This is a genomic window from Sporofaciens sp. St.21A7, assembly GCF_059728535.1.
Genome location: NZ_BAAGFN010000001.1, coordinates 3,042,397 through 3,058,592 on the forward strand (window position 1 = coordinate 3,042,397; position 16,196 = coordinate 3,058,592).

At 42.7% G+C, this 16,196-nt stretch carries 21 protein-coding genes and 1 tRNA gene; 8 read left to right on the forward strand and 14 right to left on the reverse strand.

Annotation, left to right across the window (positions count from 1 at the left end; translation table 11 throughout):
- Nucleotides 1–4: 4 nt before the first annotated feature.
- The 11 genes from AC6I3O_RS14925 to AC6I3O_RS14975 form a co-directional block, all read right to left on the reverse strand.
- Nucleotides 5–901 (reverse strand): ABC transporter ATP-binding protein, encoded by an 897-nt coding sequence (locus tag AC6I3O_RS14925; RefSeq protein WP_497851582.1) that lies wholly within the window; start codon nucleotides 899–901, stop codon nucleotides 5–7.
- Nucleotides 898–1,908 (reverse strand): ABC transporter ATP-binding protein, encoded by a 1,011-nt coding sequence (locus AC6I3O_RS14930; protein ID WP_497851583.1) that lies wholly within the window; start codon nucleotides 1,906–1,908, stop codon nucleotides 898–900. Before AC6I3O_RS14930 ends, AC6I3O_RS14925 begins: the two co-directional genes overlap by 4 nt.
- A 615-nt stretch (nucleotides 1,909–2,523) precedes the next feature.
- A complete protein-coding gene (locus tag AC6I3O_RS14935; RefSeq protein WP_162212273.1) occupies nucleotides 2,524–3,336 on the reverse strand; it encodes a GNAT family N-acetyltransferase in 813 nt (270 codons plus the stop codon).
- A gap of 236 nt (nucleotides 3,337–3,572) precedes the next feature.
- Nucleotides 3,573–4,283 (reverse strand): recombinase family protein, encoded by a 711-nt coding sequence (locus AC6I3O_RS14940; RefSeq protein ID WP_120421204.1) that lies wholly within the window; start codon nucleotides 4,281–4,283, stop codon nucleotides 3,573–3,575.
- Nucleotides 4,284–4,411: 128 nt separating this feature from the next.
- A complete protein-coding gene (locus AC6I3O_RS14945; RefSeq protein ID WP_497851584.1) occupies nucleotides 4,412–5,005 on the reverse strand; it encodes a hypothetical protein in 594 nt (197 codons plus the stop codon).
- 172 nt (nucleotides 5,006–5,177) lie between these two features.
- A complete protein-coding gene (locus AC6I3O_RS14950; protein WP_497851585.1) occupies nucleotides 5,178–5,306 on the reverse strand; it encodes a hypothetical protein in 129 nt (42 codons plus the stop codon).
- Between the two features lie 475 nt (nucleotides 5,307–5,781).
- Nucleotides 5,782–6,588 carry an ExeA family protein gene (locus AC6I3O_RS14955; protein WP_290452041.1) on the reverse strand — a complete coding sequence of 269 codons (807 nt, stop codon included), beginning with the start codon at nucleotides 6,586–6,588 and terminating at the stop codon, nucleotides 5,782–5,784.
- Complete coding sequence (locus tag AC6I3O_RS14960; RefSeq protein WP_290452042.1) at nucleotides 6,578–7,867, reverse strand: TnsB C-terminal domain-containing protein; 1,290 nt, start codon at nucleotides 7,865–7,867, stop codon at nucleotides 6,578–6,580. The genes AC6I3O_RS14955 and AC6I3O_RS14960 overlap by 11 nt, the downstream gene beginning before the upstream one ends.
- 92 nt (nucleotides 7,868–7,959) lie before the next feature.
- A complete protein-coding gene (locus AC6I3O_RS14965) occupies nucleotides 7,960–8,526 on the reverse strand; it encodes a DUF6431 domain-containing protein (RefSeq protein ID WP_354022698.1) in 567 nt (188 codons plus the stop codon).
- A 276-nt stretch (nucleotides 8,527–8,802) separates the two neighbouring features.
- On the reverse strand, nucleotides 8,803–9,051 hold the full coding sequence (locus tag AC6I3O_RS14970) for a hypothetical protein (protein ID WP_497851586.1): 249 nt from the start codon (nucleotides 9,049–9,051) through the stop codon (nucleotides 8,803–8,805).
- Between the two features lie 11 nt (nucleotides 9,052–9,062).
- A complete protein-coding gene (locus tag AC6I3O_RS14975; RefSeq protein ID WP_497851587.1) occupies nucleotides 9,063–9,251 on the reverse strand; it encodes a hypothetical protein in 189 nt (62 codons plus the stop codon).
- Between the two features lie 207 nt (nucleotides 9,252–9,458).
- Between AC6I3O_RS14975 and AC6I3O_RS14980 the strand changes: the two genes are divergently transcribed.
- The 7 genes from AC6I3O_RS14980 to AC6I3O_RS15010 all read left to right on the forward strand — a co-directional run bounded on the left by AC6I3O_RS14980 (nucleotide 9,459) and on the right by AC6I3O_RS15010 (nucleotide 12,969).
- Entirely contained in the window at nucleotides 9,459–10,262 is an 804-nt protein-coding gene (locus tag AC6I3O_RS14980) for a helix-turn-helix domain-containing protein (protein WP_497851588.1), read from the forward strand.
- Nucleotides 10,263–10,266: 4 nt separating this feature from the next.
- A complete protein-coding gene (locus tag AC6I3O_RS14985; RefSeq protein ID WP_497851589.1) occupies nucleotides 10,267–11,466 on the forward strand; it encodes a site-specific integrase in 1,200 nt (399 codons plus the stop codon).
- 66 nt (nucleotides 11,467–11,532) lie between these two features.
- Entirely contained in the window at nucleotides 11,533–11,712 is a 180-nt protein-coding gene (locus tag AC6I3O_RS14990; RefSeq protein ID WP_497851590.1) for a CopG family transcriptional regulator, read from the forward strand.
- A gap of 124 nt (nucleotides 11,713–11,836) precedes the next feature.
- Nucleotides 11,837–12,214 carry a hypothetical protein gene (locus AC6I3O_RS14995; protein ID WP_497851591.1) on the forward strand — a complete coding sequence of 126 codons (378 nt, stop codon included), beginning with the start codon at nucleotides 11,837–11,839 and terminating at the stop codon, nucleotides 12,212–12,214.
- Nucleotides 12,198–12,347, forward strand: coding sequence for a hypothetical protein (locus tag AC6I3O_RS15000; RefSeq protein ID WP_394683940.1), 150 nt, complete (start codon nucleotides 12,198–12,200; stop codon nucleotides 12,345–12,347). The genes AC6I3O_RS14995 and AC6I3O_RS15000 overlap by 17 nt, the downstream gene beginning before the upstream one ends.
- Nucleotides 12,348–12,592: 245 nt before the next feature.
- Nucleotides 12,593–12,805, forward strand: coding sequence for a hypothetical protein (locus AC6I3O_RS15005; RefSeq protein ID WP_497851592.1), 213 nt, complete (start codon nucleotides 12,593–12,595; stop codon nucleotides 12,803–12,805).
- Entirely contained in the window at nucleotides 12,802–12,969 is a 168-nt protein-coding gene (locus AC6I3O_RS15010) for a hypothetical protein (protein WP_497851593.1), read from the forward strand. The genes AC6I3O_RS15005 and AC6I3O_RS15010 overlap by 4 nt, the downstream gene beginning before the upstream one ends.
- Nucleotides 12,970–13,160: 191 nt before the next feature.
- Here the strand turns inward: AC6I3O_RS15010 and AC6I3O_RS15015 are convergent, their stop codons facing one another.
- Both AC6I3O_RS15015 and AC6I3O_RS15020 read right to left on the reverse strand, forming a co-directional pair.
- Nucleotides 13,161–14,171 carry a GGGtGRT protein gene (locus AC6I3O_RS15015; RefSeq protein WP_497851594.1) on the reverse strand — a complete coding sequence of 337 codons (1,011 nt, stop codon included), beginning with the start codon at nucleotides 14,169–14,171 and terminating at the stop codon, nucleotides 13,161–13,163.
- Between the two features lie 12 nt (nucleotides 14,172–14,183).
- Complete coding sequence (locus AC6I3O_RS15020) at nucleotides 14,184–14,876, reverse strand: iron-sulfur cluster assembly scaffold protein (protein WP_172489010.1); 693 nt, start codon at nucleotides 14,874–14,876, stop codon at nucleotides 14,184–14,186.
- A gap of 207 nt (nucleotides 14,877–15,083) precedes the next feature.
- Between AC6I3O_RS15020 and AC6I3O_RS15025 the strand changes: the two genes are divergently transcribed.
- Nucleotides 15,084–15,156: transfer RNA gene (locus tag AC6I3O_RS15025), tRNA-Thr, on the forward strand.
- A 79-nt stretch (nucleotides 15,157–15,235) separates the two neighbouring features.
- Here AC6I3O_RS15025 and AC6I3O_RS15030 read toward each other — a convergent pair.
- A complete protein-coding gene (locus AC6I3O_RS15030; protein ID WP_497851595.1) occupies nucleotides 15,236–16,183 on the reverse strand; it encodes a mechanosensitive ion channel family protein in 948 nt (315 codons plus the stop codon).
- Between the last annotated feature and the right edge of the window lie 13 nt (nucleotides 16,184–16,196).

Below are 16,196 nucleotides of genomic sequence, written 5' to 3' on the forward strand. Positions count from 1 at the left end.
CCTGTCACTCTCCTTTACGAATCGCCTCTTTAAAATAAGTCTCAAGGGTCGTGTGCTTCTCCTGAAACTCACAAATCAGATACCCCTTCAAATGCTGCAGCAGGATTACGATATCCCTGACAGGAACCGTCACCTCACAGGAACGCCCGCCTACAATCTTCACGGTGTCAAACCGGAATCTGTCCACAAAATCAGCCCTGTCCCATGCGGTATTGAACGTAATGCCAAACCATTTATTTTCCGGATTTCTTATCTGGTCAATATCCACCGTCTCCACGACTTTTCCCTTGTGGATAATCGCCGCCACGTCACAGACCTCTTCAATCTCCTCGAAAATATGGCTGGACATGAATATGGTCTTTCCCTTCGCCTTCTCTTCCCGGACCAGATTCAGGAAGGCGTCCCGCATCAGCGGGTCAAGCCCCGTGGTGGGCTCATCCATAACCAGAATCTCTTTATCTCCCATAAGGGCCGCAACAATCGCAGTCTTCTGCTTCATCCCCTTGGACATCCGTCTCAAATTCGCCGACGGGTCAAGCTGCAATATGTCAATCAACCGCTCCATATATGTAAAGTCCTCAATCTCAAGATACTTTGCAAAATAACGCAGAAATTGCGTCCCTGTGCGAAAGCGCGGAAACTCTATCTCCCCGGGGACATAACTCATAAAATGTTTTAACATCGTGGCGTCTTTCCATGCATCCCTTCCTTTTACACGGATACTTCCCCGGTCAGGTTTCAGGAAACCCATCAGATTGCGGATCGCCGTCGTCTTCCCGGAACCGTTCGTACCGATAAAACCATAGACCATGCCGGGCCGGATGTCAAAGCTCACATCAAAAATGCCGCGTCCCTTGCCATAATCTTTCGTGACGCCGCTAAATTCTATGATATTCGTCATGGTTCATCCACCTCCCAAATCCCGGCGCCGCCCTCCGGCTCTCCCTGCAATTCATCCTCTTTCTTGTAGAACTTCATAAAATGATCCTCCAGAGTATATGGAATCTCACTGATGTCCGTGACATTCAGCCCGGAAAGAACCGGAATCAGCCGGTTCAGCCCATCCATGTCCACCATAAGCCGCACAGTCAGCCGGTTCGGGTCTTTGTTGGTACACAGAAAATCATTTTCGTTAAAACGGTTATAATCCCGCTCCGTCTCAAAGGAAACTTTATATATCCACTGCTTCTGTTCCTTTAACTCATCCGCACTGAAATCCGCCGCAATCCTTCCTTCCTTGATGATTGCGATACGGTCGCATACGGCGTCAACCTCATGAAACATGTGGGAAGACAATAGGATGGTCTTCCCTCGCTTCTTCTCTGAGCGGATAAAGTCGATAAACACTTCCTGCATCACCGGATCTAAACCGGAAGTAGGCTCGTCGAGAATCAGCGCCTCGGGGTCGTGCATAAATGCAGTGATTACAGCCAGCTTCCGCTTCTCCCCAATACTCATATCACGGATCTTCATACCCATATCCAACGGAAATAACCGAAGCAGCCTGGCAACGTAATCCGACTCTGTCCCAGTATCCTTGGATTCTTCTCCTGAAGCAACCTCAAGTTTTGCCCGGGAAGAAATCTTCTCCATCTTCCGCAGCTTTCCCATATAATTGAGAAACCGTCTGGCCGTCATCATCTTCGGGAATGCAATCTCCCCCGGCAGATATCCTACCAGGCCTTTTAGCTTTGCCCCATTCTTCCGGCAGTCCATTCCCCAAATCTCGGCTTCGCCCTTCTGTGGCTTTGTAAAGCCCATCAGGTGGCGGATTGCCGTCGTCTTGCCCGCACCGTTCGGGCCGAGGAATCCGTAACATACCCCCTTTTCCACATGCAGGGAAATATCAAAGACGCCCCGTCCCTTGCCATAATCCTTCGTCAAATTTCTGATGTCTATCACGTTCATAAGGCTTCTACCATCCCTTGAAAAATTAATATAATCGAAAAGGTACTATGCTATTTTAATGCATAGAGCCGTATTTTTCAAGATTTTCCCGTCCCGGACATAAAAAAGAAATCAATCTGGCGAAACTTTGCAGGTACTTTTGTCTCTCTTCGCTTGCTTATATCTGTTTCAGATATGTTTTTGTTTCTGTAATTATATTATAACTTATATCCGGATATCCGCTAAGTGTTTTATAATGTTTTCGGATATATTCTTGATTTTTACTTGTGTTTTGTATCCAGAATCCATCAGGCAATACTCAGTGAATTACACACCGTCATAAACAATTATATCAAGTTTCTTTTCTTTTTTCTGCAAAAACAGCAGTCATAACTCCAATTCCCATTCTCTTTTCCCGGCATGAAAAAAGTACCGCAACCCCTGGAGATTACGGTACTTATCTGCCTTCCGGCATATTCAATTCACAAGATATCTTTAGAACTTCCCAGCCTTCGCCGCTTCCTCGATCGAAACTGTCATCCTTGATTTTATAGGGTTTTAAGGGCTATTTGTGTGCTACTTGTGTGTAACGCACCTAAATTTTTATCAATTTTTGAACACTTACAGACACTTTCTTTAATCCCACGTTAATTTGTATTCCAACACATGGCTCAACAATTTTCTTGGTTCAACATTAAACTGCTTTGCTAATTTCTGTATTCTCTCATCCAGCAAATGAATATTTTCTTCCTCACATCTACGAATATCCGCTTCCTCATGCAACAAAAATTCTGAAATACCATTAGGCTCTGCCCCAAGTTTCTCAAATAATCTTTGACTTGGATAATTTTCAGCATCAATTCTTACACGAAATTCCGACACATTCAGACGATTCTTTATTTCATCTAACATAACGCTAATTGCTCTATATCCAATTCCTTTGTGTTTCCACTTATTCAAAATTTCTATCGCTATCTCCCATTGTTCATGCGTAGTATTCTTTATACCACAATATCCGGCATATTCATTATCCACGATTACCGAAAACATTAATGCTTTATACTCTATATGTTCATTCCATAACATATTACGATAGGCTTCTTCTTTCATCATTGACTTAACGATATTATTTTCCTTTTGCAATTCAATAAATATGTGTTTATCCGAATCCTGTACTTTTCGTAATATAATTTCATTTTCTGTAATAATACACTCTCCCATTGCCCAGAACTTTTTATAAATCTTTTTCCCCATTTCATCATTTGTAGCAATATCAATTAAACGTTCTGCCAGCAACGTATTCTCTTTATCCTTAAGAAAATTGATTGCTTCTTTCTTTTTTTCTTCAAAGGTTCTTCCATCTTCTTTTTCTATAATGTTCATAACTTTATGTATTGAATCTTCTATTGAAATTTTCATAGCGTTAGCAGCTAATGATTGATTTTTCATCTTAACGACCTCTTCCATATAATGATAATTTTTATTTTATCACAAAACCGCCTTTTTGCATATTTCAAAAATATTTTAGAATAACAGCAGGACTAAGCCTTTTTGAAAATGTCCGGCAGAAAAAGGCACTAACTACCCCTATGCGGCGTTTCCCTATAAAACCCCCACGGCATGATATTTTATGCAAAACAAAAGGGTATCTATGTAGCCGATACCCTCAATAGGTTTATGTGCTATTATGCTATTTCTTCTTTCAATTCTTTCTTGTATTTGTAGTATGTTCCTTTTGATGTGTTATGCAAATATTCCCTCAATATCTTAGCATCGGAATATTTACCGTCAAAATCCTTTGATAAATCCCTTATAGTTTGCTTTATATGATCTGCTTTATCTGTCTTTATATTGCAACTTCCCTCTGGCCTGCCCTGCCTCTTACTTGAAGTAGCCTTACCCTCTGTCACTCGTTTAATAAGAAACTGTCTCTCATGCTCTGCCTGTTCAAACGCAAGCCGGATATTGTCTTTCAAGTTCTCCTGCTCAAACTCTGCCACAAGTTCAAGTATTCCGTTTATGAGATTATCCATTTTCTTATTACTGGATGATACTTTCTCTATATGCTTTTGTGTCCGGCGTTTATATTCGTCTGTATCTATATGCCGCTCTTTCAGAAACACAAGGGAAATACCCTTGCTCAAAAGTTCCATATACAGAGAAAAGCCTTCATCAGCATTTCTTGACATTCTACTGACTTCATCAAATATTATTGTATCTCCCGGCTTTACCTTATTCAGCAGTTTTTTAAACTCTGCCCTGTTATCTATGTCTTTGCCAGATTGCTTTTCGGATATAATGATTGCATCACCATTGAATCCTATAATATTGTTTATCTGCCTTTCTACTTTCTGTTGGATTGTAGAAACTCTTACATAACCGTATATTTTACACATAAGCTGTTCCCTCTCATTCCCTAAAACAGTTCAAAAATAATTATAAATAAATTTATACTAAAATTATACTTGTTGTTGCTGTTATTGTCAATAGAAAATGGTATATTTTAATCTATAATTTTTTTAGACTATTCAAAAAGAAAAATAGGAAAATAATACTTGTAGGGGAATCTGGGAATTGTCATAAAAGAAAGAATATGATAGAATATCAGAGAGGAACAATCGTGTTGCAAGGTGGTAACCTCCCAAAACTTCATGCCCGGTTTGCCGGAGTACATAAGAGGGGAGGTGGCGCAAATGACAGCTTTTGAAATCATTTCGATTTTCATAGGTATATTAGCTCTGCTGATTGCCTTTGGTAGTTTTGTTATAGCGTTGCTTGCCTTTCTCGATAAGAGGAACAAGCGAAAATAAATAAGCCTACCTTGTATCTTGGCGGAACAGGTAGGCTTATCGTCTAATAACTCCTGTCTGCATTTCTCTATCCGCTGTAAAAGTTCTTCCCGGCTTTCACCGGTTATCGCCATCACATCATCTAAAGAAAAATACTCATGCTCATTAAATGCAGATGCAAGGCTCATTCTCAAACCGCTGTAGATAGCTTCTAATGACAAATCATAGTTTTGTATGCCATCATCTATAATCGGCTCTAATTCTGCTCTGGTAACGCCATATTTGCCATAATTCGCAAGCAAATTGTTTATAAGTGTGTCCTTTTCCATAATGATCTACCTCGTTTTCTCTTTATCGTCCAAACAGAGCCATATTTTCAGCTATCGCCTTATGCCTTGCTATTGTGTCTGGAATTGCTAAAATTTCACTACGCTTTTTGTGTTCTTCCTCCAGCCGTTTAATATCTCGTGTTTTCGACGAATTTTTACGTCCAAAACCTGCTCACATCTGTTCAACATAATAAGCATATCTTTCAGGATTGTTTCGCCTGAATTTGCAAAGCATATTATTTTCCCCATATCTTAACGCTTTTATAAAATCCTCATAACTTGCAATCTTCTTTTCACCCATTGTGTTTACCTCGCTGTTTGTGCGTTCAGGCTCTTTTATTCGTCCAGAACAAATTCCGCAATAAAAATCCCATAACTTACTTGAATCTATGTGCATTTTCTACCTTTTGTGATTGTCAATGATGCGTGTTTATCGTCATGCGCCGGGCATCTGCATTGTGCTTTAGTTCCATAGCGTTTTTTTATTTCAAATGGCAGCAGGTTACTTTCATATATTTCTATATCTGTCACTTATCCCACCGCCCCTCTAATAAACCTCGTATCTGCTCGGCTTTCTCGTCAAGGGCATCCATTACTCGTTGCGTATATTCATAAAAATAAATATCTTTGCTATGTTCTGTTTGTAGTCGTTCGTATATATTGTCGAGCGACACTTTCTGGTAGACTTAAACGGCACTTTATAATCGCCAACTTTTCCAGAAAAAAAGCACAACCGCATCTCAACGACACGGTCATGCCTCTTTCCCTGCATTCTCTCAGCTCAATGCCTGGTTATTGATCGCCGCTAACATTACCTCGGCATCAATCACTTTTTTCTCCATCTGGCTTCCCAAAGTCATCGCGTCTGTCATCACATTGTCAATCAGCCGGGCATTCCCCTGGCTGTAGCTGTGGACAGAACTGATCGCTGCAGTATCAATGATCTCCGGGCTCCCGCCCGCATTCCGGATCTTCTGCCGGATATAGTCCGGCACTTCCTGGTCTGTCAGGCCATGGAAGTTGTAATGCACCACAACCCTCTGCCGCAATGCCTCATTGACCTGTTTTTCCAGGATGTGGTTCAGATAAGGTTCCCCACATAAGATCAGCGAAAAACAATTCACCGAATCATATTTCTGGTTCATTAGCATTTTCAGGTCTCGCAGGATGCTGCTGTTCAGGTACTGTGCCTCATCCAGGATACAGATGAACGGCTGCCTTTTCTCTTTATACAGATAATACAGCCGCTCCTGGATCGACTTGAACATCTGGCTCTTCCCAAATCCGGATTCCAGCCCCAGCGCTTCACACAGCTGGCGGTAGAATTCCTGCACGCTTACTGTGGACAGGCACAGATAAGCACATTGATACAGATTCGGGTTCAGTTTCTTTGAAAAACACCGCAGTGCAAATGTCTTCCCCATCCCCGGGCTTGCCGTAAACACCCCGATCCCGCGGATCTCTTTCAGGTATTCCAGCCGCGCTGTCATCTCACGGAAATCTTCGGATTCAAAAGCATCTTTTTCCTTTACCATCTGCTTATCAAACGGATTAAAACCCAGACCATAATAATCAGTGTACATCTTCCCCACCTCCAAGCGCTGTGCTGTAATCTATGGATACATGGTTCTCCCGCTTTGTTTTCCCGTTCCCTCCCCGATCTGTCAGGCGCATCGGATATCTCTTCCCCTCCGAGAACACCCATACTTTTTCCGGGTCCTCCGGGAGATAGCGGACCTCTACCTTCTGGCCGATGAACTGCATCGGCGCGTCATAGCACCGGGAGTCCAGCTCCACCGTGGCGTCCCGGGATACCCTGCGAGTCGTACGGTTCAGGAAGCATTCCTCCAGCCATTCTGCTGACTGTGGTTTCCTTACCGGGCGTGGGCTGTGGAGATAACGGTACAGCGGCGTTTCCCCTGTCGTGGAATGTTCTGTCGTATTGTGCTTCCGGATATATGCTGCCAGGAGGTCATTGAACTCGTCCAGCGAGCGGATCTGGCTGATGTCGAGCCCGTAAAGCCATCTTTCCTTGAGTGTCCTGAAATTCCGCTCCACCTTCCCCTTGCTGGCCCCATCCCGGACAGGGGTATGCAGAAGCACTGTCCCAATGGATGCGCACACCATATCCAGCTGCCGGTTTTTGTAGGGCGCACCGGAATCCACATACAGTTTGTTCGGGATCCCATAAGCCGCAACTGCGTCCTTAAGGACCTTCTGGAAGTTGTATGCATTCTCCTGGTAAAAGATACGCCCGCCCACGATCATCCGGGAGTAGTCATCCAGGATCATAATCAGGTACGTCCTGTGCTTTTTCCCGTTTTCTTCCAGATACGGGAGGTAACACGTATCTGCCTGGTACATGCCGCCGAAATACGCCTCCTCGAACGCTTTCCGGTCACGCCCGGCCAATGCCGCGTCTGCGCTTTTCAGCCCATTGCGTTTCACAAATCTCTGGACGCTTGCCACAGAAACCGTTGCCGGGATCAAGCCCTCCTGTACCAGCCTGGCGTGGATCTGTGTTGCGTTCAACCTCGGATATTTCTGTTTGATCCGGTAGATCTCATCAATTGCCTCTTCTGTGAGCACCCTGGTCTTTCCAAGGTCGGACCGCGTTTTCGGCGTCAGGGCATCAATCCCGCCGTTCCGGTAAAGGCTGACCCATTTTCCGATTGTTTTGGGCTTATATTTCACAGTCCGCCCATCCGGAAGCCGCATTGGCGTCCGGGATACCCTCCGACAGTAAGCCATGACGGATTCATCTGGGTAAGTTTCCTGGATCACCGGCGCGATCATCCCAAAGCGAAGCCGGGCTGCCTCCATCTGTTCCTCTGTCCGTTCTGTTTTCTTTTGTTGTTCCATTTTATATCGCCTCCGGTTACAGTATATCCCCGCCGCCCCCCAAAGTACATGCCGGGATTATGGGAAACATCCGGAATGTTTTGCCTGGAACTTCAGCGGTGATGGAAATCTGACGCATGGTATGCCTGCAGGAATGAATACCGGAACGACTCCCAAAACCGGAAGAGCCGTTCCCCGTCCAGTTTTCCGATAAAATCAGACGCTTTTTTCTGTGCATCATTCAGGAGCCCCAGGATCATCTGTTTATGGGAAAGGAACAGGTCCCGGAAGACGTAAAGTGTGGAATGGCAGATCTGGTAAGCTTCACAAATATCTTCTACCGTATGGGCATGCAGGAAATAAGCATTCAGAACGGACAGGACAAAGCGCAGGCTGTAAGATGAATAGGGGATCAGCATCTCAGGAAGGAGGGCATGGGTATGCCCGCAGGAGGTGCACTTTACCCGTGGAACACACAGGGATTCCGTTACCGGTTTATCCCCTTTTAACGTGACCATGTAACGGGAATAGCTGTCATGGGGTTTCATGCTGCTTTTTGCCCCACAGTATGGGCAGCACTGGTCCGAAAGCATCAGGTCTCCAACCGCCTGGTCAAACCACTCCTGGTCTGATATTTTTATTTTTTTCAGCTTGCAAAACAGATTGAAAATGCGTATCATAATACTTGGATACTTCCTTTGGGATGTATTTGATGAAAGATGGAACCGGTTCTTGCCAGGAAGGGGTTCCTTCTTTTTTATTATAATCCTGTTTGTAAAGAGAAAAAAGCATGCAGTAAAACACAGCACACTCTCATCTCCCTCTTGTTCTATCTATTCTTATAATTTGCTTTTTTCTTTTAATCTCAATCATTCATAAAATGTTGCTCTACAATATATCACGCTTTTTCATTAACTCTCTCTGTCGTTTTTTCAACTGGTATCTTTTTAAAAAATTCATTCAGATGCACCGCCTTTCTTGTAAACAAATCCTGTGTGCATCCAAAACAAGCGGGGACTAATCCAATAAGTATATTGACTGCTGCCCGGTAATTTAAACGCCTTACCAAATTCAACCATATTGTTTTGAAGCATTATTCTAAGCGTTTGCTTATCGGTTCCCATCGCCCTAGCGGCTACTTCAATCGGCACCGATGCAGTATCGAAAACAGGTTCTTGAAAGACTTTGATTCCTTTTTCTTCCATATCACCACCGCCTATTCTGCTGACAGTTCATCGATGATTTTGAAAATCTCCGCTTTCTTATCGCCAGATAATTCAACTCGTAATTTACGGCTAAAATTCCCATCATTGATGCCAAGTCGCATCGCAATTCTAAATAACGGTACATCATTATTTTTTGCGTATTCTCTGATATCTTTATTGCAAATATGTTTACCACGCATGAAATCACCTCTTCTTTGACTTATGTTGTTGTTGACATTTACACTTGCATGCAGTATTATTCATATATGGAATATTTTATATATTTTATTCCATATTTTCTATGTCGCTTATACTATATCACGATTATTTAACCAACAACAAAAAAAAGAAAGGAAATCCAAATTTGGAATATTTTATATATTTTATTCTATTCTGGAATATTTAAAATGAAAAAAAATATCTATAGAACATTACGGGAAAGCACAGAAACTGACGCTAAACCTGCTTTAACGCAAAGTGAATTAGCAGCAATATTTAAAGAAGAAGGAAATATACTGAGCCAGTCGGTGATATCGAAATTAGAAAATCAACAAAAAGAACCTCCAACTAAATCTCTGGATGTAATAAAGGCATATGCAACACATTTTAACGTAACTGCTGATTATTTGCTTGGCATTCGTGGAAATGCCACCGTTGATGAAAACCTTGCAATGATAGGTCAAGTTACCGGGTTATCAGATGAAGCCATTCAAATTTTAAAAGAGTGGAACGAATTAAAAAAGAAACCAATTGATATTATAGCAGGCTATGGAGGAACAGACATTGACGCATTAAATCTTTTACTGGAAGATTGCTATTATCGGTCAAAGAATGCAGAAAAGGAAGGTGACATAGCCGATTGGTCTATTTTTCATCATATATACAATTATTTCTTCTCTGAAAACTTAAAAAAACATCCTCATAATATCGTTAATTATACGCATAAATTCGAATCAGAAAACGGTATACGAAGTAAATTGAAAAAGGATGATATAATTATTTCAGACGGTATAGAACGCACAGTAGAAAAAATTGAAACATATGACAAGAAGGGATTTGAAAGCGCTTCTGATAATTTTTCTATATATAATGAAAAAAATCAAGATGAGGTATACACAATAAACTTTCACAGAATAATGGATTCTTATACAAAGGATAATATCATGAAAATTCTTGAACGAATAAAGAAGCGTATAAAAGAAAGGAAGTGATTAAATGGCATTACTGAAATGTCCAGAATGTAAACATAATGTGTCCGACAAAGCTAATGCCTGCCCCAATTGCGGTTATCCTATGAACACTCCTACCAGTACGAAACCTCGGATTCGGAACGGAAAGCCTACGAAACTACCGAATGGATTTGGAACCGTTTACAAGCTATCTGGAAAGCGTTCTAAGCCATTTAGAGCCGTTAAAACAGATAAATGGATATTTGATACCACTACGGGAAAAAGCAAGCAAATACGCTATACTATCGGCTATTACGCCACACGTGAAGAAGCTATGATTGCATTAGCAAATTATAATGAAAATCCCTACGACATCAAAACTGACAGCATCACATTTTCAGAAGTATATGAGAAATGGAATAAAAACTATTTCCCTACTCTCTCTAGTCCGTCCAGTATCAGAACCATTACGGCGGCATATGCTTATTGTAACGGTCTTTATAATATGAGAATGCGGGATATAAAGGTATCTCATTTAGAGGGTACAATCATTAATGCGAACGTGGGCGATAGCACAAAAGGCAGAATCAAGAGTTTATTCAATATGATGTACAAATACGCCGTTGCTCATGATATCGTAGAAAAAGATTATGCACAGGTCATGTTTGCCAATGGCAACCCAATTAAAAGAGACCGAGCAAAGGACCCCCTGCCATTCACGCAAGATGAAATACAATCTTTATGGGATAATTTGCAGATTCCTTTTACAGATATGGTTCTGATAGGCATATACAGCGGATGGAGACCACAGGAGTTATCTATTTTAAAAGTTGCAGATATTGACTTAGAAAATGGCACTATGAAAGGCGGCTTGAAAACGGATGCCGGAAAAAATAGAATCATTCCCATTCATCCAGTAATAAAGCCGTTAATAAAAAACCGTATGAAAGAAGCTATTGCTATGCAATCAGAATACTTGTTTAATGATGCCAACGGGCAGCAGGGTACTCATATGACTTACGATAAATACCGGAACAGGTTTAAGAAAGTCATGAGCCGCTTGAAATTCGACCATAGACCGCACGAAACACGCCATACATTCATTACAAAGGCAAAAGCATGTAATGTAGATGAATATATCTTAAAATTGATTGTAGGACATGCTATTGAAGATATTACTGAAAAGGTCTATACCCATAGGACTATGGAGCAGTTGAGAAAAGAAATTGAGAAAATTACAAAATAAGCATTGACTTTTCGAATGTCAATAATTATAATTAATTTATCGGGATTCAATAAGTGAGGTGATAACATGAGTCCACGAACAGGCAGACCTAAATCGGATAATCCAAAATCAACACAAATCACAGTTAGACTTGATAATGAAACTTTGGATAAGATGGACAAGGTCGCAACTTCAAATTCGGAAACAAGAGTTGAAACTATCCGAAGAGGAATCAATAAATTGTATTCTGAATTAAAACAAAAATAGAGCGTTGCTAGACTACCAATCACATCAACGCTCTATATACACAAGAGACTAACTCTCGTATGAAATATAATATCATATGAGGGTATCTCTTGCAATCTAAAAATTTACAGGAGGTACTATTTTTATGGGATTTTTTAAGAAATTGCCACATAAGGCAACGCCTGCAGAACTTTCGGAAGTTCACGCAAGGCTTGACGCTCAAATGTGCGGCTTAACACAGGAATGGGCGTTAGATTCGTTAGGGGTTGAAAGACTGCTACCACTTATCAATATTGCGGATAATGAGAAATTAGGGGCAACTAAGGCTATTCTGTACGCCTATCGGTTCGGTTATCTGGAAAAAGAGCCTAAAATAAGTAATACGACAAATGAGAAGTATTACAATCTTATCACGCAGGCACTTAAAAGCACAAATGATACAAGGATTTTCGAGGGCGCATATTCCTACATTGAAGGGATGCTTTCAGTAAGAAAGGGCGGTACATATGGCAAAGTATTATAAAACAGAAGAGGAACACAGAGAAGCCTTGAAAGCTAAAATCGTAGATATTGTGCAGAGCGTTGATGAAATATGGTTACTTAGCTTGATACTTAGAAGCATAAAATGCGTGACAGAAAAAGGGGAAGCGGTTTGAAAGAGAATGAAAGGGACTTTTGGCGACAGAGTATTATTGATTTAGTGAATAAGATTGACAGCAAGACATCTTTCCTGAAAATATTTTATTTTGCGAAAGTGTTTTTGCAATAGGAGGGCGCATGACTGACCGGAAGGAAGAAATCACAGAAATGCTAAAAGGGATTGAGAATCCCCGATTTATCAATATGATATTTGGATTTGTGAGAAGATTACATAGAGAGGAAAAGGAGGGGATAGGAAATAATGAGCAATCACGACAAGATATTCCAGGCACGTATTGACATTGAGACGGCGGCGGAGATTTCACACGCTACAATTTCAGAGGTTATGGACAATATAGGTGATGATAGATACAAATACATCTTGCTTGGAGTTTTGCAACAGCAGGAGGGAATAACGAGAGCGTTGGAGACGATAAATGAAGCGCTGAAAGCGGAAAGGGAGAAAGCGGCATGAAAAGAGAGGACATAGCAAAGCGCATAGCAGAGGATTTGCTAAATGATAATGCACTGGACGAGTGGAGCTTCAATTATGATACAGACGCAATCTTACAGCACGTACAGGACACTGTATTGAGCCATTTAAGGGATTATTCTTTATTAGCCGGTACAATATTCTAAAATAAAGATAACCGTTACATAGAACCGTATGAAAGGGTGTCTTGCAGTCAGCAGATGCCCTTTTTTGTAACGCATTTTTTGTGTGCTACCTCATGTGTGCTACTTGTGTGTTACTTGTGTGCTACCCGGCAAAATTTAAGGCTACCGCTGACACCTCACATCAGCGATAACCCTTGATTTTACACTATTTCTTAGAACTTCCCAGCCTTAGCCGCTTCCTCGATCGCAACTGCAACCGCAACCGTCATTCCAACCATCGGGTTATTGCCTGCGCCGATTAAGCCCATCATCTCAACGTGAGCCGGTACGGAAGAAGAGCCTGCAAACTGAGCGTCAGAGTGCATACGGCCCAATGTATCCGTCATACCGTAAGAAGCCGGTCCTGCCGCCATGTTGTCCGGGTGAAGGGTACGTCCTGTACCGCCGCCGGATGCAACAGAGAAATACTTCTTGCCCTGCTCGATACATTCTTTCTTATACGTACCTGCAACCGGATGCTGGAAACGTGTCGGGTTGGTAGAGTTACCTGTAATGGATACGTCCACGCCTTCCTTGTGCATAATCGCAACGCCTTCACGCACATCGTTAGCGCCGTAGCAGTTTACCTTGGAACGAAGCCCGTCAGAATATGGGATTCTCTGCACTTCTTTCAGCTCGCCTGTGTAATAGTCGTAATCCGTCTCAACGTATGTAAATCCGTTAATTCTGGAAATAATCTTCGCCGCATCCTTTCCAAGGCCGTTCAGGATTACACGCAGCGGTTTCTTACGTACCTTGTTCGCCTTCTCAGCAATACCGATAGCGCCCTCCGCAGCCGCAAATGATTCGTGTCCGGCAAGGAATGCGAAACAATCTGTCTCTTCTTCAAGGAGCATCTTTCCTAAGTTACCGTGTCCAAGCCCAACCTTTCTCTGGTCAGCAACAGAACCCGGGATACAAAAAGCCTGTAACCCCTCTCCAATGGCGGCGGCAGCCTCGGCAGCCGTCTTGCATCCTTTCTTAATTGCAATCGCCGCGCCTACGGTGTACGCCCAGCATGCATTCTCGAAACAGATTGGCTGAATCCCCTTCACCTGATTGTATACATCAAGCCCTGCATCCTTGGTAATCTTCTCAGCCTCTTCAATCGAAGCGATGCCATAGCTTCCTAATACTTCATTGATTTTATCAATTCTTCTTTCATATGATTCAAATAAAGCCATTTACTTGTCCTCCTACTCTTTTCTCGGGTCAATGATCTTCGCTGCGTCTGCAACACGTCCGTACTGTCCTTTTGCCTTCTCCCATGCGTCGTTTGGCGTATCGCCAGCCTTGATGAAGTCTGTAAACTTTCCAAGATTCACGAACTGGTATCCGATAATCTCGTCATGGTCATCCAATGCGATTCCGGTTACATAGCCTTCTGCCATCTCCAGATAACGAGGACCCTTTGCCAATGTTCCATACATAGTACCAACCTGTGAGCGAAGTCCCTTTCCAAGGTCTTCAAGACCTGCGCCGATTGGAAGGCCGTCCTCGGAGAATGCACTCTGGGTTCTTCCGTATACGATCTGCAGGAATAATTCTCTCATAGCGGTGTTAATTGCATCACAGACAAGGTCTGTATTAAGCGCTTCCAAGATTGTCTTGCCCGGGAGGATCTCAGATGCCATAGCGGCAGAGTGAGTCATTCCAGAACATCCAAGCGTCTCAACCAATGCTTCCTGGATAATACCATCCTTAACGTTTAAAGTGAGTTTGCAGGCTCCCTGCTGCGGTGCGCACCAGCCAACGCCATGTGTCAGGCCGGAGATGTCTTTGACCTCTTTTGCCTTTACCCATTTTGCTTCTTCCGGAATCGGAGCTGGCCCGTGATTTGCACCCTGAGCTACAGGACACATCATTTCTACTTCGTGTGAATAAATCATTTTAAAACTCCTTTCAACTATGTATGATTTTTCTGTCGTAAGGCTTGTTATAACTTTAACACCATACTTATTTATATTTTCTCACATTATCTAAAATTCGTCAATTATTACTTCCTGATATTTTTACAAAAATTTTGCAAAAAAATGGTTGCAAAATCTAAAAAATTTGTTATAATACTACTTGTGGTCGTTAATACGGTTTCACATGCTGGAATAGCTCAGTCGGTAGAGCACTTCACTCGTAATGAAGGGGTCGTCGGTTCAAGTCCGATTTCCAGCTTTGTTAGAAAGACTGTAATTCTTATTACAAGAGTTACAGTCTTTTTGTTTCATAACCGTTTCCGATAATGCCCATGGTTTTACCATTTATTTCGTTTCTCATTATAACCATCTACATGCACAGTCATCTGCGGATACGGAATCTCAATCCCCTGTTCATCCAGCGTAAGCTTAATCGTCTCTAACAGACGCCACCTCGTCGGCCAGAACTCCTCATTCTTCACCCACGCCCTTGCCCCAAGGAGCACGGCGCTGTCGGCAAGCTCATCCACAAACACATTAATCTCTTCATCCTTCATCACACACGAATCCGCCGTCAGTATCTCCTCAATCAGCGCCTTTGCCCTGCGAAGATCCGCCTGATAGGATATAGATACCTTGAGGTCGAGCCTTCTCTCTGCCTTCGCCGTCGCATTCGTCAGGCTGCTGTTGGTCAGCATCCCATTGGGTATGACGATCGTCTTGTTGTCAATGGTGCTGAGCTTTGTGTAGAAAATCTGAATCTCCTTCACAGTCCCTTCATTCTTATTGGTATCCTCAATAATATAATCTCCCACCTCAAAAGGCTTCAGGAGCAGAATCAGCACGCCGCCCGCAAAATTCGACAGGCTCCCCTGTAACGCAAGTCCAATGGCAACGCCGCCCGACGCCAAAAGCGCCGCTACAGAAGCCGTATCCACGCCGAACTTCGCTGCAATACTGAAAATCAGCAGCGAATACAGCCCAACCTTTAAAAAGGAGTCCACAAACTGCACAACCCCTTTATCTGCACTGGAACGCTCAAGGGAGCGTCGCACCAGCTTTTGAATCCAACGGATGATAATCCTCCCGATAAAAAATACCGCCAGGGCAATCAGGACACGCACGCCAAATCCTGCAAGTTTCGGGATACTGTCCTGGATATACCGCGCAAAACGCCCCACTTCCTCTACCGTATCCTGTGTCACTTCCGCCACTTCCCCTGCGGCATTTTCCGCCACTTCATTGGCAGTGATTGAGCCTTCGTCCAACACCCTAAGCAGTATCATAGACTTCCTTCCT

Excerpts from the sequence above, each read along its gene's own strand:
- AC6I3O_RS14970 (WP_497851586.1), bottom strand. The coding sequence starts at position 9,051 with ATGGAAGAAAAAGGAATCAAAGTCTTTCAAGAACCTGTTTTCGATACT.
- AC6I3O_RS14930 (WP_497851583.1), bottom strand. The coding sequence starts at position 1,908 with ATGAACGTGATAGACATCAGAAATTTGACGAAGGATTATGGCAAGGGA.
- AC6I3O_RS14980 (WP_497851588.1), top strand. The coding sequence starts at position 9,459 with ATGAAAAAAAATATCTATAGAACATTACGGGAAAGCACAGAAACTGAC.
- AC6I3O_RS14925 (WP_497851582.1), bottom strand. The coding sequence starts at position 901 with ATGACGAATATCATAGAATTTAGCGGCGTCACGAAAGATTATGGCAAG.
- AC6I3O_RS14995 (WP_497851591.1), top strand. The coding sequence starts at position 11,837 with ATGGGATTTTTTAAGAAATTGCCACATAAGGCAACGCCTGCAGAACTT.
- AC6I3O_RS14960 (WP_290452042.1), bottom strand. The coding sequence starts at position 7,867 with ATGGAACAACAAAAGAAAACAGAACGGACAGAGGAACAGATGGAGGCA.
- AC6I3O_RS14940 (WP_120421204.1), bottom strand. The coding sequence starts at position 4,283 with ATGTGTAAAATATACGGTTATGTAAGAGTTTCTACAATCCAACAGAAA.
- AC6I3O_RS14935 (WP_162212273.1), bottom strand. The coding sequence starts at position 3,336 with ATGAAAAATCAATCATTAGCTGCTAACGCTATGAAAATTTCAATAGAA.
- AC6I3O_RS14950 (WP_497851585.1), bottom strand. The coding sequence starts at position 5,306 with ATGGGTGAAAAGAAGATTGCAAGTTATGAGGATTTTATAAAAGCGTTA.
- AC6I3O_RS14965 (WP_354022698.1), bottom strand. The coding sequence starts at position 8,526 with ATGATACGCATTTTCAATCTGTTTTGCAAGCTGAAAAAAATAAAAATA.
- AC6I3O_RS14975 (WP_497851587.1), bottom strand. The coding sequence starts at position 9,251 with ATGCGTGGTAAACATATTTGCAATAAAGATATCAGAGAATACGCAAAA.
- AC6I3O_RS15005 (WP_497851592.1), top strand. The coding sequence starts at position 12,593 with ATGAGCAATCACGACAAGATATTCCAGGCACGTATTGACATTGAGACG.
- AC6I3O_RS15015 (WP_497851594.1), bottom strand. The coding sequence starts at position 14,171 with ATGGCTTTATTTGAATCATATGAAAGAAGAATTGATAAAATCAATGAA.
- AC6I3O_RS15010 (WP_497851593.1), top strand. The coding sequence starts at position 12,802 with ATGAAAAGAGAGGACATAGCAAAGCGCATAGCAGAGGATTTGCTAAAT.
- AC6I3O_RS14955 (WP_290452041.1), bottom strand. The coding sequence starts at position 6,588 with ATGTACACTGATTATTATGGTCTGGGTTTTAATCCGTTTGATAAGCAG.
- AC6I3O_RS14985 (WP_497851589.1), top strand. The coding sequence starts at position 10,267 with ATGGCATTACTGAAATGTCCAGAATGTAAACATAATGTGTCCGACAAA.
- AC6I3O_RS14945 (WP_497851584.1), bottom strand. The coding sequence starts at position 5,005 with ATGGAAAAGGACACACTTATAAACAATTTGCTTGCGAATTATGGCAAA.
- AC6I3O_RS14990 (WP_497851590.1), top strand. The coding sequence starts at position 11,533 with ATGAGTCCACGAACAGGCAGACCTAAATCGGATAATCCAAAATCAACA.
- AC6I3O_RS15020 (WP_172489010.1), bottom strand. The coding sequence starts at position 14,876 with ATGATTTATTCACACGAAGTAGAAATGATGTGTCCTGTAGCTCAGGGT.
- AC6I3O_RS15030 (WP_497851595.1), bottom strand. The coding sequence starts at position 16,183 with ATGATACTGCTTAGGGTGTTGGACGAAGGCTCAATCACTGCCAATGAA.
- AC6I3O_RS15000 (WP_394683940.1), top strand. The coding sequence starts at position 12,198 with ATGGCAAAGTATTATAAAACAGAAGAGGAACACAGAGAAGCCTTGAAA.